This window comes from Bacillus sp. FSL K6-1000 (assembly GCF_038630785.1).
Taxonomy (GTDB): Bacteria; Bacillota; Bacilli; order Bacillales; family Bacillaceae; genus Bacillus; species Bacillus safensis.
Genome location: NZ_CP152042.1, coordinates 1468660 through 1483269, shown reverse-complemented (window position 1 = coordinate 1483269; position 14610 = coordinate 1468660). Strand labels below are relative to the sequence as shown.

At 41.9% G+C, this 14610-nt stretch carries 12 protein-coding genes; all 12 read right to left on the bottom strand.

What is annotated here, in order from left to right; translation table 11 throughout:
- Window positions 1-46 precede the first annotated feature (46 nt).
- The 12 genes from MHI46_RS07530 to ftsZ all read right to left on the bottom strand — a co-directional run bounded on the left by MHI46_RS07530 (window position 47) and on the right by ftsZ (window position 14577).
- Complete coding sequence (locus MHI46_RS07530) at window positions 47-823, bottom strand: ABC transporter ATP-binding protein (protein WP_342503198.1); 777 nt, start codon at window positions 821-823, stop codon at window positions 47-49.
- A 130-nt stretch (window positions 824-953) separates the two neighbouring features.
- Window positions 954-1310: a PTS glucitol/sorbitol transporter subunit IIA gene (locus MHI46_RS07525; RefSeq protein ID WP_007499733.1), complete on the bottom strand. Its 357-nt coding sequence runs from the start codon at window positions 1308-1310 to the stop codon at window positions 954-956.
- Between the two features lie 26 nt (window positions 1311-1336).
- Window positions 1337-2347: a PTS glucitol/sorbitol transporter subunit IIB gene (locus MHI46_RS07520; protein WP_024426936.1), complete on the bottom strand. Its 1011-nt coding sequence runs from the start codon at window positions 2345-2347 to the stop codon at window positions 1337-1339.
- A 16-nt stretch (window positions 2348-2363) separates the two neighbouring features.
- On the bottom strand, window positions 2364-2891 hold the full coding sequence (locus MHI46_RS07515; RefSeq protein WP_047202115.1) for a PTS glucitol/sorbitol transporter subunit IIC: 528 nt from the start codon (window positions 2889-2891) through the stop codon (window positions 2364-2366).
- An 18-nt stretch (window positions 2892-2909) separates the two neighbouring features.
- Window positions 2910-3341, bottom strand: a complete 432-nt coding sequence (locus MHI46_RS07510) for a transcriptional regulator GutM (protein ID WP_041084924.1) — start codon at window positions 3339-3341, stop codon at window positions 2910-2912.
- 12 nt (window positions 3342-3353) lie between these two features.
- Window positions 3354-4598, bottom strand: coding sequence for an SAF domain-containing protein (locus MHI46_RS07505; RefSeq protein WP_039178366.1), 1245 nt, complete (start codon window positions 4596-4598; stop codon window positions 3354-3356).
- Window positions 4599-4842: 244 nt separating this feature from the next.
- Window positions 4843-5781, bottom strand: coding sequence for a sugar-binding transcriptional regulator (locus MHI46_RS07500; protein ID WP_039178363.1), 939 nt, complete (start codon window positions 5779-5781; stop codon window positions 4843-4845).
- 151 nt (window positions 5782-5932) lie between these two features.
- Entirely contained in the window at window positions 5933-6712 is a 780-nt protein-coding gene (gene sigG / locus MHI46_RS07495; RefSeq protein WP_024424250.1) for an RNA polymerase sporulation sigma factor SigG, read from the bottom strand.
- Window positions 6713-6855: 143 nt separating this feature from the next.
- Window positions 6856-7575 (bottom strand): RNA polymerase sporulation sigma factor SigE, encoded by a 720-nt coding sequence (sigE, locus tag MHI46_RS07490; protein WP_007499746.1) that lies wholly within the window; start codon window positions 7573-7575, stop codon window positions 6856-6858.
- Between the two features lie 58 nt (window positions 7576-7633).
- Window positions 7634-8563: a sigma-E processing peptidase SpoIIGA gene (spoIIGA, locus tag MHI46_RS07485; RefSeq protein WP_064498414.1), complete on the bottom strand. Its 930-nt coding sequence runs from the start codon at window positions 8561-8563 to the stop codon at window positions 7634-7636.
- A 249-nt stretch (window positions 8564-8812) separates the two neighbouring features.
- Entirely contained in the window at window positions 8813-13123 is a 4311-nt protein-coding gene (locus tag MHI46_RS07480; RefSeq protein WP_342503245.1) for a S8 family serine peptidase, read from the bottom strand.
- Between the two features lie 308 nt (window positions 13124-13431).
- Complete coding sequence (gene ftsZ, locus MHI46_RS07475) at window positions 13432-14577, bottom strand: cell division protein FtsZ (RefSeq protein WP_024424252.1); 1146 nt, start codon at window positions 14575-14577, stop codon at window positions 13432-13434.
- Window positions 14578-14610: the final 33 nt, after the last annotated feature.

Sequence of the window (14610 nt, the reverse complement as noted above, 5' to 3'; positions counted from 1 at the left end):
TATGTATGATGGAAAAGCAGGGACGCAGACCAATAGTTTCTTTTATCTACAATTTACTTAAATGCGGACGGCCATTTCTCCACATGACATCTACCGGACATTCAAAAAAAGAAGAAAGCAGGCCGCTTGTCATCATCTCTTTTGTTTCTCCTTGATCAAAAACAGATCCTTTTTTTAATAATAAGGTATGCTGAAAAACAGGCAGAATCTCCTCTGCATGATGGGTCGTATAGAGCAAAGTAGGCGCATCAGGCTTTGCTGCAATCAATGAGATGGTCTCCAGCACTTGCTCTCTTGCTAGAAAATCAAGACCCGTCACAGGTTCATCTAAAATCAAGAGCTGCGGATCATTCATTAAAGCCCTCGCAATCAAGACTTTTTGCTTCTCTCCCTGTGAGAGTGTTTCATAAGTTCTGTTGGCATATTTGAATGAACCGAATGCTTTTAATAGATCAATGGCTTTCTCTCTCATTTCATCTGTCGGGGTTTCATAAAGCCCGATAGAAGCAAATGCGCCGCTCAGCACAATTTCAAAAGCATTGTCGTCTCTGTGCAATTTCTTTTCAAGTCCTGCTGAGATGAGTCCAATTTTCCTCCTGAGCTTTTCACCAAGAGCCTCCTTGCCAAAGACATGTCCCAGCACTGTCATCTCGCCTGACGTGGGGAAATAATAAGAGCAGAGCATATTTAATAATGCGGTTTTCCCCGCACCATTTAAACCGTAAAGTACCCAGTGTTCCTGCTTGTTCACCTGCCAGTCAATAGACTCAAGCAGCCATTTCCCATTTCGTTTTAATGAAACATTCTTCAATTCAAGTGACACGATAACTTCCTCCTGAGTAAAAATTCTGAATATACAAATAATGAATGTTTACAGCATATCGCAAATGCTCTTTCTGGTAAACCTCATGTAAAAAAGCTGCTCCTTTTTAGGAACAGCTTTTTTTTTATGGTTACGAAATTTCAATTCGTACGCCTTCTTTTATATCAGGAAACGTGTGCGGGGATGCAAATACAGCTCCTGGTAATACATCATCAAACGGCTCTTGGAAGTAGATCGAAATATGGCCGAGCTCTTTAAAGTTGTCATTTGCTTTATTGCCGAGGGCTGTGATCGTGTACGTTTGATCGCCCACTTGAATGGTTCCGCCCAGCTTCAGCGGCTCTTCTTCTAGATGTTCGAACTCATGAATGACAGACATATCTCTTAATTCCTGCGGCGCTGCGGGTCCAAATAATACAATCAGCTTATCTTCTTTAAATTGCGGGACTAAGATCCCAATTTCTTTTACGACAGATTGTGTTACCATGTATCTCGATTCCTCCTTTAATACGTTTAATACATACCGAAGCTAGCAACGTATGCGATCACAACAGATAGAACCCCTGTAATGAGACGGCTATACAAAACAGCTGGTACCCCATATTGTACCGTTTCCGGCTTCGCTTCACCAAGTGACAGCCCCACTGGAATAAAATCACACCCTACTTGACCGTTGATGGCAAATAGTGCAGGAAGTGCAAATTGAGGCGGAATGTTTCCTAGTGCGATTTGACTACCAATCAGAACGCCGATAACTTGGGCAATGACTGCTCCAGGTCCTAAGACTGGTGATAGGAACGGCAATGTACAGACCACTACGAGCAGTAAGAGCCCCCAAAGAGATCCTGCCAAAGGTGATAGAAAATGGGCAATCAGGTCACCAATTTTTGTATAATTGATAATTCCAATTAACATACTGACAAATGCCATGAATGGAATAATGTTTTTCAAAAGCATATCAACCGAATCACGGCCAGCCTGGTAGAACGTACCGGTGACTTTCCCAATTCCACGCGAGAATCTCATCAGAAAATTGCCTTTTTCCTGCCGCTCGATATTTTCCTCTTTCAGCTTTGCATACGTCTCTTTGAAATTCTCTTTGTCAATCGACTCACTGTTTTCCTGACCTTCTGCTTTTGCCTCACCATCAGATGCTTCTGCATAGGAAATATCTTTTTCTGTTACGCCTGATACGAAGATATCTTCTGTAATATGTTTAGCAAGCGGTCCAGAAGGAGAGGATGCCAAAACGTCTACAGTAGGAATGCGTTTCATTGGATAAAGTCCGATTCGCGCTGTTCCTCCGCAGTCAATGACAACACACATCATTTCATCTTCTGGTATGGAGTTTTTAAAGCCGTCACATGCTTCTGTCCCTGTCATTTCTGCAATTTTACGTGCAACCGGGTGAATGCCTCCCCCTGTAATGGAAACAACCTTTCTTCTTTTACCAGTTGGTTCAAGCTCTAAGCCTTCTCCCCATCCGCCAGCACCTTTTGCAACAAATACTTTGTGGTTTGTCATGTCTAACCCTCCCCTATTATGAATTCGCTTTCATTTTTCCTGCTAAATATTTTGTAATCCATTCAGTAATGATTCCGCGTAGTAAAATGACGACGATCCCGACTAAGAAGTAACGAACAGCAAGCTCTGACATTGAATATCCAGCTTCTTTAATCCCGTTCGCAATTCCTAAGTAGACAAATAGTTCTCCTGCGTTGGCATACGGGAAAAGTGATGTCACCGGATGAACAAATGAAACAGCTGAATCATAGAATGCTGGTTTTTGTTTTTCAGGTAAGAAGCGGCCAAACGTATAAGCCATTGGGTTTGTCAAAATAAGAACGGATAAGATCGGCATTAACGTGTAGCGCAAAATGGTATACTTCGCTGCAAACTGAATGGCTCTATTCACTCGCTCTTCTCCAATAAATTTCATGACAGCATAAGTGAAAGTAAGTAACACAACAAGCGTTGGAACGATACCTGTAACAAGACCCATGAATTGCTTTCCGCCGGCTTCAAACATTCCGATAAAGTGCTCTCCAAACCATTGAATCCATTCCATGTTTCATCTCCCCTTTCTTTAGTTCACATTTGTTATATTTTTTTTCGAAATCGAGACAAGTGCCTGCTCAGCCGCCATGGATAGTGCTTGCATGACAGCTGGCGCCTTTTTACGTTTTTTCAATGTTTTCTTCATCATGTGGTGCTCGTCCAGCACAGCCCCTACATGCTTTCCTTCATATGAAGGAACTTCTTTAAATTTAGATAAGATCGACACGCCGCCAAGCACATGACATTTTTGAATGATATACGATTCATCCACAATGATGAGCGCAATGGCCCCAGGGCCAACTTTGCGCCGTTCCATTCCTGAAAATAAGTGATAGCCCTGTTTCCCTCTGTAGTCATCAATTAGTGAGTCCATGCTTTTGCGGTAATACTTGATTTGAATAAAAGATAATCCATACTGCACGATGAGAATGATACAAAGTACGATTGCTAATTTTTCCATAGCTTCACGTCCTTATGATTGAAATAAGTGATCTTGTAATGAACGCAGCTTCCAAACGGTTGTGTTTGAATCAAGCTCTACATCGTCATGAGTGAGGAACTGTCCTAATTTGATGTCTTTTTTCGCTACGACTTTTCCGCTGATTAAGCCAATTGGAATATGACCGTTCGATTTCATGTCTTGATGCGTTTCAAGTACACCTCTTACGGAGTATCCGCCAATTCCGTCAAGTGATTCTCCTGCTTGAATATCTCTTTTCGCAACAGCGACTGTTTCTGACACTGGTACACCAATCGGGTGGATCGATGAGTCATGCTGTAAGACCGCTTTGGCGATGGTAACAGGTGTTTCAAGACTCGCTAAATGGAAGGGACGGTAAAGCGTGTAGTGAGGACCTTTTCCAACTTTTAAGTAACGAAGCTCTTCATCTACTGGCTCAAGATCACTCTTGACGATAACGAATACGCCTGGTGCTAGCCCATTTACATATTCAACGACTCCGAAGTTATCGAGCACGCCGCCTTGTTGTTTTTGATTCAATTTATCTGCTACATTCTCTAAATTTGCTTCGACTCCGTGCATACCGACTTTATCTGGCAAAAGCCCTGTCGCGTTACTTAATAAGTTCATTTCTGCCATTGTTTTTGTTCCGTCTTGGAAGGCAGCGAGCATATGTGCACTCATATGTTTACTATCTGCTTCTGCTTTACACGTATCTGGATTTGCTTCTGGGAAGAATGGGTTGTTCTTGCCTTTCCCAGCAACGAGCACCTCAAGTCCCATTGTTTTCGCAAATTCATATAATTCTAGTGTTGCTGCCGGTTCGTCACCAGCTGATCCAGAGTAAACAAGTCCTGCATTTGTGAATAATTTATGCATCACCAAACCGATGGTAATATCAACTTCTACATTTAAAAGAACGAGATGTTTTTTTGAATTAAGCGCTTCCAAAGAAATGTTTGCTCCGACTTCTGGAACTCCTGTTGCATCTACAACTACTTCCACAAAATCTGATTGAATCACTTCTCTATAATCATTTGTGACGACCATTTGATGCGGCTTCGCATGCTGCTTGTAAAAATTCGCTGCCTTCTCTGCTGCACTAAGGTGAATATCACAAACACCTGCTACAATCATGCCTGGAATTTTAGAAATTTGTGAAATGAGTCCAAAGCCCATTTGGCCTGCCCCAATAATTCCTACTTTGATTGGATCTCCACTGCGTTCTCGAGCTAACAATTGTTGATAGATTGACATCTAAATCATCCTTTCAGGTTTTCTTGCTTCTCGGGTAGATTGCTAGAAAAATAATCTGAAACTTTTAACAAATGTTATAAAAATTAACAAAAATCTGTTTCTTGTAACATTTGTTATTTTATTTATCATTTGTTATGAACTTAGTTTATATGATGTGTCAACTTTGTGTCAAGCTAAAATCGATAAAATTTTCAATCTTTTTGAGTCTAAAGACTCAAAAAAACTACCTAATATGATTAGGTAGTTACTTTAACAAGGCATCTCCTGTTCGTTCATCCGTAATTAATACATGAATTAATCCACCTTCTAATGCTGCCCTGATCGCTTCAATTTTCTCTTCTCCTCCAGCGACACCAATGACTAGCGGGATTTCCTTCAGCTTTTGCGGGCTTATGCCCATTACCCGGTCGTTCCACGGGTGGGGATACACTTCCCCTTGATGATCAATAAAGTTATAGCAAATGTCACCCGCTACATCCTTCGCTTGAAGAATATCCTCCTCACCGCTTGTCATATAAGATTTCACCATCGTTGAATGCTGCGGAACCCCGCCAATTCCGACAACCGCAATATTTGATGATTCTCCTAGTTTAATCACTTTTTTGATTGATGGCTGCCGGATTAGTACATCCTTCGCTTCTTTCGTATCAAGCATAACAGGCACATGTAAAAACTCACATTTAGATTTGAGTGCTTCTGTGCACCTTGCAATAATATAGTTGGCGTGGATATCAACATCTTCGTTTCCCACACCCCCGACAAGCGGAACAAATGTCACGGATGGAAAGTGCTGAACTGACGTAAGCGCTTTCGCCATTTCATGCAAAGTGGTTCCTGATGAAAAACCGATAACTTGTCCATCCTTTATCACTTTTAACAAAAAGCCTGCCGCTGCAGCGCCGATTCGGCTTTTGGTTGTTTCTTGGCTGAGCGTTTCCACACAGACGACTTCTCGCAGCCCATATTTCCGCTCTATTTTTCTTTCTAATGATCCATATTGTTGATTCACTTCATCATGAATAATGATTTCCACGATTCCTGCTTCACGTGCTTTTGCCAAATATTTCGATATGAGCGAACGGCTAACCCCAACAGCTTCAGCTATTTTAGATTGAGTGGCGCCTTCTTCATAATACATATGCGCAACCTTTATGAGCAGCCTTCTTTCATCATGGAATGTCATAATAACCCTTCTTTCCGCTTAAGTGTTCCCTAACAAATGATATCTAAAATAACATTTGTTAAAAACAGATTAAATGAAAAAAATAACAGAGTCAATACTAGAGACGTGCTCTCTCACAAGAATGAAAAAAGCCGCACATGAAGCGGCGGCTTTAAAAGATATTTTTATTCATTTGTTTGATGGCTGCTTTTTCAAGTCTTGAGACTTGTGCTTGAGAAATCCCGATCTCTTCAGCGACTTCCATTTGCGTTTTTCCCTGGAAGAAACGTTTGCGGAGAATCATTTTTTCTCGATCATTCAATCGGCGCATTCCCTCTTTTAAGGCCAATTCCTCTACCCATTGTGTGTCTTTGTTCCGATCATCACTAATTTGATCCATCACATAAATCGGATCTCCTCCGTCATTATAAATCGGTTCAAACAAAGAAACAGGATCTTGAATCGCATCTAGGGCAAAGACAATTTCCTCATGAGGCACTTCCAGCACTTTGGCAATGTCTTCTGCCGTTGGCTCCTTGCTTGTCTCACTAATCAGCCTCTCACGGACCTGAAGCGCTTTATAGGCAATATCTCTTAGTGAACGAGACACCCGAATCGGGTTGTTATCACGCAAGTATCGACGGATTTCTCCTATGATCATAGGGACCGCATAAGTTGAAAATCTGACATTGTGGCTTAAATCAAAATTATCAATTGATTTCATTAATCCGATACAGCCTACTTGGAAGAGATCATCCACATACTCGCCTCTGTTATTAAAACGCTGAATCACACTTAAAACCAACCGCAAATTGCCATTGACTAGCTTTTCTCTTGCTGTATCGTCACCTTCATCTTGCAGCTGTCTGAACAATTTTCTCATCTCTTCGTTTTTCAGAACAGGCAGTTTGGAGGTGTCGACTCCGCAGATTTCCACTTTATTTCTGGACACTTTTTTCCCTCCCTACAGGAGCTGTTGTACAAAGTTCAGTATCTCCTTGGGATGGAAAAATATGCACGAGTGATGATGAGAATCATGAGAAAAGAAGTTGATTCCTTTGACAGCAAAGGGACAGAGCTTTCAAAAAAATTTTTTTAGACCATTTTGTTAAATTCTTTTTGTAATCGTTTAATAATTCTTTTTTCAAGCCTTGAAATATACGACTGAGAAATTCCTAGCATGTCAGCGACATCTTTTTGGGTTTTTTCTTCACCGCCGACCAAACCGAACCTGAGCTCCATGATCTGCTTTTCGCGGTCATTTAATTGCTCCAGCGCTTTTTTCAAAAGTTTTTTATCTACATTTGCTTCAATATCCCGCGTGATAATATCATCATCTGTTCCAAGGACGTCTGATAGAAGCAGTTCATTTCCGTCCCAATCAATGTTGAGCGGCTCATCAAACGACACTTCTGAACGAATTTTATTATTCCGGCGCAAATACATCAAAATCTCATTTTCAATACATCTCGAAGCATATGTCGCGAGCTTGATCTTTTTTTCTGGGTTAAATGTATTGACCGCCTTAATCAGGCCAATGGTTCCAATACTAATTAAATCCTCAATATTAATCCCTGTGTTTTCAAATTTTCTTGCGATGTAGACCACCAACCGCAAATTTCTTTCGATCAGGATGGCTCTTGCTGTTTGATCACCTTTTGGTAATTTGACAAGCAGTTCCTGCTCTTCATCCTTTGATAATGGCGGCGGCAGCGCCTCACTACCACCAATATAATAAATCTCATCACTCTTAAGACCTAGCTTCATGAGGAGTTTATACCAGTAGTAAGTGAGTTTAAATTTTAATTTTTTCATCTTCTTCTCCCTTCTAAATGTCAAGTTGACCTCGTAAGATAAAAGACATCACCAAAACTTAAGACACCCCTTGGATGATTTTTCCGTCTAACATATCTGGATGAATGATGGATTGAAATTCCTGATCTGCTGATAAACCGCTTAGACTCATGCCTACAAAACACTTGGCTGGTTGGATCATATGTGTTTTTGAATAAATGATGACCGTATCTGGTTTTAAGCATAGAAGAAACCCGTGATCATGACCGACCGCTCGATATGGAACAAGTCTTAAACGATCAAGAAGCGGAAATTGATCATCGAGCTTTTGCATCACTTCAACAGGATGAGACTGCTTCATAAGCTCTATAAATGGCTCCCCGCAAATGGACATAAGCTGATCGGCCTGAACGATCATCACAGGTGTTTTCGTCATAGGATCATACAGCTGATTGCCAGAATCGACGAGTCCCTTTAGCCGGATGGTCTCTCCGTGAATGTGTATCTCCACAAGTACTTGTTCATCAAACTGTCTTTTTTTCGCACCGACCTCTCCTAATCTTTTCTTTGAAAACAGCCAAATCGCAGGAAAGCCAGTTAAAACGAAAAGCCAGCTAATGGGATCACCAAAGCCATCATTTTGTGAAATCAGCAGCCCGTTTTGGATAACAGTATTGGTTTGTAAAAACGAATGAACCCCGATCATGCCTCCTCCCATCAAAAATGTGACAAAGTAAAAAGCAAACAGGTTTTGAAAAAAGGAACGAAATCTTTGAAATCCAAAAGTTGCAAGCACGATCAAGACAGAAAAAAGCAGTTTGCCTAGAGGGTGTGACACAAACATTGCAAATGGTGTAAAGAGCAAGAGAACAATGCTCGATCCAATCAGAGCTCCTAACATATATCGCCTTTTTTTTACTTGTCGTTTGAGAATAAATGCAGTGAGTAAGAGAAGCAATAGATCAAAACAAAAGTTTAACAGCCAAATCACATCTAAATAAATGACCACCTTCTGCTCCTTTCATCTGAAACAAAGAATCAAAAGCAGTACTTGCACTTGTTTGTACCAGTATAAAACAGCTATGAGATGGAAGTCTGTCAATTCTTGTTGGGGATGATAGAGAACTTTTGGTGGATTGTTATTGTTTTTGTCGAGGAATGAGAGCGCAAAGCAAGAGAGTGTTCTCCCGGACAAGCCTTCAAACAATTGTTCGAAACGAAAAAGGCACGCTCCTAGGAGTCGTGCCTTTTTTAAGGATTATTTTTCATTGATATTTAATGTGCCTGGAGCCTTTTGTCGTGTGACATTTCCATAATCATCCCGCACAATCACTTCAATGACTGCACCTTTTGCTTTGGCAGTAGAGGTAGCTGTCCAGTAGCCTTCATATGTTCCGTTGGCTACCTCGCGAAGCGGCAGCTCTGTTGTATTTTGCAGCTTTGATCTAGCATTTGTCAGCGGCATATGAATGACAAACGTTGCGTCTAACTTTTCTCTGCTGTGAAATGAAATTTTAACAGACTCACCTGATGATAGATTGACATTCTCTGCGGGTGTCAGCTTTGAAATCTCAGGTGCTTCGTATTGAACATCGATATCGACTTTTTTAGTCGTTTTGTTTCCTGCTGCATCTTTCGCTGTTACTTTGATCGTATTTTTCCCGTTTTCAAGCAGTATTCTTGCAGAATATTTCCCATCTTTTATTGCTGCCTTTTTTCCATCCACAGTGACTTGATCAAGATGATCATCCGTTACCTTTCCTTCTACAGTGAGAGATTCTTTGTTAGACTTTTCCCCTTTTTTCGGTGTATCTATCGTTAACGCTGGGGCTGTTTGATCAATGATCACCTTTACTGATTTGGATTTTTTCGTTGCGCCTTTATCCGTAACAGTAGCAGCCGTGAATACATGCTCTCCGCTTGACACTGTGACCTTCTCTTTGAAAACACCTGACTGGTCTGCTTTTACTTTGGCAATCTCTTCATCATTTTGATAGATCGCTACATCAAGCCCTGGAGAGGCTTTTCCTTCAATCTCCAGTTCATCTTTGTTCGTGATCGTTCCTGCTTTTGGAGACGCTATTTCTGGTACATCTGCTTCATATTGGACAAGCGCACGAATCATATAATTTCCCTCTTCTTTTGGAGAAGGAGAAAAGGCACCGCTTGTCAGCTGCCAGCTTCTTTCAGCATTTGGTCCATCTTCATCTGTTGCAAGGCCTGGAGATTCCGTATTCTTTTTCGTTTGAATATAGACAAGGTAGAAATCTCCCTCCACCGTAATGACTTGATCTTCTAAATCTACTTTTGTCCATTCACCATTGCGCAGCGCATTCGCTTTGAAAGGTCCAGCGATTTTCTCACCTGGAGCGCCGTCCTTCCCGGACGCATCATACACTTCAACCGCAAATTCATTCCCGCCAGGGGCTGGCCACTCTGTTGTCCAGAAACGGAAAAGCCCACCTGTGACTTGCGCTTGTTTCTTCCCCTTTTCTAATGAAAATTTCACCGCCCAGCCATTGCCAGGATCATAGAACGCCCGCGCATTTTCAGCTGTTCCGTTATCGTAGCCAATTTCGCCAGCAAAACCGATGAAAGGTTCAAGCTTAATTGCTTTTTCAAGCGGCTTTTCTGTCACATCCGCTGTAAACGAATATCCTTTAAACCCTTTCGCAAATACTTTGACTGTATACACACCGCTCAATGCCTCTAGAGAAAACTCGCCAGATTCATCTGTTTTGACCGGCTCAATTTTCGCATCTTCTACAAGATAAACCGTGGCATCCTTGACTTTTTCACCCATTGTTTCGTTTACAATTGTGCCGGAGATCGTTCGTTTCTCAAGTGGCTGCAAAGAGAAATTCGCCTCTGCCGTGTCATTTGAGGAAATATTGACTTTTTGGGTGCGTGATTCAAATCCATATGCTTCAGCTTTCACTGTAAACTCCCCTGCACCATGAGAAAGCTGATATCTCCCTGTCGCTTCATCTGTGTACGTGGACTTGCCGCTTTCAAGAACACTGATTTCTGCCTTCATCGGAAGAGCTTTGATAGACGGAGCACCTAAGCTTTTTTCCTTTTTCATCTGGACATGTTTTTCTTTTATTTTAGCAGGCTTTGCCCTTTTCGGATCGACGGGTTTCTTATGCTGCTGTAGAGACTTTTCTTTTTTGATGACGCCAAGTTGTTTCTTTGCCTTTTGAGGCAAGGCTTCATCTGTTATTTTCACATCATCTAAATAAAAACCGTCTTTTGTCACACTGCCATCTGTTCTGAGCTGAAAAATAACTCTCACATTTTGACCTTTGTAGGCAGATAAATCAACTTCTCCAGCTGTCCATCCATTTGTTTTGCCTGTGTAAGCTGCCACCTGGACAGCATCTTCCCCCTCAGGCTGCACATGAATATGCACATAGTCATAATTTGCTTCAAGGTCATGCCAGTATTGATATTGTAAAAAGGAGGAGCCTGACTCAGGTACAGCAATCATCGGCATGGATAAATGAGCATCTGTTTGATTTTCATAAGGACTGTCTAGGTTTGTGGCGTAGACATGATCTCCAGTAAAGGCTTGTTTCGGACCTGTGGTCGGCTTTCCCCACTGCCAAGGATCTTTTGTTCCACCACTGAACCATCCACTAGGCCATGCTTCAAAATCTTGCGAGTAGCCAGTCGTAATGGATGTTCTAATCGGAAGCGTATACGGTTCTGATGCGGCTTCATTTTCTCCAAAATCTTTCACAATCCATCGGTACGTGACGTTTTCTCCCTCAAGTTCTGGTAGCTGGACAACATATGTCCCCTTTAAATGATTTCCATCCCTACGTTTTGCTTGCAGCGTCTCCCTTTTCCCTTGATCCACTTGATAGCTCAAGGAGACATTTGTCACAGCTACTTCATCTTCGGCTGTGATGCTTAGAGGAGTTGGCGTAGAGGCAAAGATTTCATTCGGTCCTTTATGAGAAAAAACAGGTGGTTCTGTATCTTCTCCTTCTTTTGTTACCTGTCCTTCAATCTTGCCAATTCCATCTGTTAATGCTGTGATCGCCTCTCTTGCATCAACTAATCCTGCCCCATAGCCATTGTTAGGGGATTCCGGGAATTGCTGATCTGTCAGCGGCTTTGCAGTATCAATGAGAATTTCTTCGATCTCTTCCACAGACAGATCTGACTGTACTTGGCGAAGAAGAGCCACAACAGCTGAAACATGCGGACCTGCCATCGAGGTTCCATTCCAGCCATCCTCATACCCTTTTCCAGGTATAGAAGAACGAATGTTTACCCCTGGGGCCGCAATATCTGGTTTCATAACGCCATATGGAGAGGGACCTTGCAAAGAGAAAGAACCCAATTTGTTGTTTTGATCTGTTGCACCCGTCGCAAAGGCTTCTGGATAGTTCGCAGGATTTGCAATAGATCCCTCACCGCCAGGGTTAAATAAATCCGTATTACCAGCTGAAAACTCTGGGAAGATGTCTGCTGCTCTCCAAGCATTGACCACATCTTTATACCAATCATCAAGACCAGGCCCGCCGCCCCAAGAATTATTCACTACATCTGGTGCCTTTTCTGGATGAGGGTTTCCGTTTTCATCTTTTGGGGCTAAAATCCATTCACCTGCGTCAAGCAGATCAGCATCTGATCCACCATCTTCTGAGAAAGCTTTCACCGCAATCCATTTTGCACCTGGTGCGACGCCAATTTGATTCTCTCCATTTGGCTCAGAGCCAACCATCGTTCCCGTCACATGTGTACCATGCTCTAAATCATCGTATGGCGTTTCAGAGCCTGTCGTTGCATCGTACCAATTGAATTCATGTGAAGGTTCATTCGGACGTGCAGGATCAAATCCGCGGTACTTTTCTTTTAATGCAGGATGATCCCATTCCACACCTGTATCAATACTTGCCACAACGGTACCAGTACCGTCATAGCCTAAAGCCCACGCTTCTGGTGCATGAACTTGAGAAATATTCCACTCGATTCCATCTGCTGCTTTGATTTGTTTGTTCGGCTTTGAAGTCTTCAAATCAACAGGACGATGAATTTGACGGATTTCATTTGGCAACACTTGATCTACTTCTGGGAAGGAAGCAACCTTTTCCATGACTTCTTTCGTTCCAGTCACAGCGAGACCATTCACAATATAGTACGAATGAATATCCTTCACTTGCTTTTTCTTTTGTGCCTTTTGTAAATAAGCAAGCAGCGCTTCCTGCGTCTCTTCAGATGTTGCTCTTAGTTCTGATACAACAGCTGATCTTTTTGTGTACTGCGTTTTAGCAGCTGTTAACTTCTGTTTTTTTGCTTTTGACACAGCATCCTTCGCCACTTTTTTGACATTTGTTTGTTCCTTCATTTTGACTAAAAAGGTCACCTTGTCTTCTTGTTGAAACTGTTTCATTAACCTAGATGAGATCTTGGCTTTTGTTTTCTTGGAGGAAACAGCTTCCTCTTGATATGAGGTAGAAGTCGATTTTGCTTGAACCATCCCAAAGCTTGTCATCGTTAAAGTACCAATCACCAAAAGACTCATCAAACGATAGCCGGCGGTTTTGTGAAACTTCACTTTCAATCAAATCCCTCCTCCTCAAATGGTCAAACAGAGTGCGGGTCTCACTCCTCCCTTTCCTTTGTTCATGACAAGATTCATGGTGTTCTATTTAATGTAGTCAAATAAAGATCATCATTTTGTCGCTTTTTGTAATAGGATTTAAAAATGATTCTTTTTACTTAATCACCCTAAGCCAAAATACACATGTTGAATGAAGTGACCCAGACACATTCAAGACTTTTTATTCAGACGAGATGCTGGTTTCTTTATATATGAGACATGAAAAAATCCCCTTCCAATGGAAGGGGATGAGTAATACTTGATTAGCGTTTATTACGATTGCGCAAGAACGTTGGGATATCCAGCGTATCATCGCTTGATTGTGTATTTTGTCTCGGCTGAGATGATGGCTGCTGATGCTCCTCACGTTTCACTTCACGCTTTTGAGGAATGGATTGATTTTGCTTTAATCCTTGTCCTAATGGATTTCTTTGTGGTTTTGTCACTTCTGGCTCTTGCTCAATAAAGCCAGTCGCGATCACGGTTACCACAATTTCATCCTTCAAGTTATCATTAATGACAGAACCGAAAATCATGTTTACATCTTCATCAGATGCAGAAGCCACAATGTCCGCTGCTTCTTGTACCTCATAAAGACTTAGGTTCGTACCACCAGTAATATTCATGATGACACCTTGTGCACCGTCAATCGCCGTTTCCAGAAGTGGTGAAGAAATAGCTTTCTTCGCAGCTTCAGCCGCACGATTTTCACCTGTTGCAACACCAATACCCATAAGAGCAGAACCTTTATTGGACATGATCGTTTTCACGTCAGCAAAGTCAAGGTTGATTAAACCTGGTGTAGCAATAAGATCTGAGATCCCTTGAACACCTTGTCGTAGTACGTTATCTGCTGCACGGAATGCTTCAAGCATTGGCGTGTTTTTATCAACAATTTCAAGCAAGCGATCGTTTGGAATCACAATTAATGTGTCAACTGCTTCTTTCATAGAAGCAATTCCTTCTACTGCTTGAAGCTGACGTTTTCTTCCTTCAAATGTGAAAGGACGAGTCACGACTCCAACTGTCAATGCACCAGAATCTTTTGCGATTTTTGCAATGACAGGTGCAGCACCCGTACCAGTTCCACCGCCCATACCAGCAGTAACAAAGACCATGTCTGCGCCTTTTAATACTTCTTCAATCTGTTCTTTGCTTTCCTCAGCAGCTTTTTTACCGACTTCAGGATTCGCACCTGCTCCAAGCCCTCTTGTCAGCTTAGCACCGATTTGCATTTTCGTTTCTGCTTTTGATAGATTTAACGCCTGTGCATCTGTATTGACTGCAATGAAATCGACACCTTGTACGTCATTTTCGATCATTCGGTTGACAGCGTTATTTCCGCCTCCACCTACTCCGATTACTTTAATTGATGCTAGGCCGTCTATATTTGTTTCAAACTCCAACATGCTGAATCCTCCTAATCCGTCGAAAATCTAATT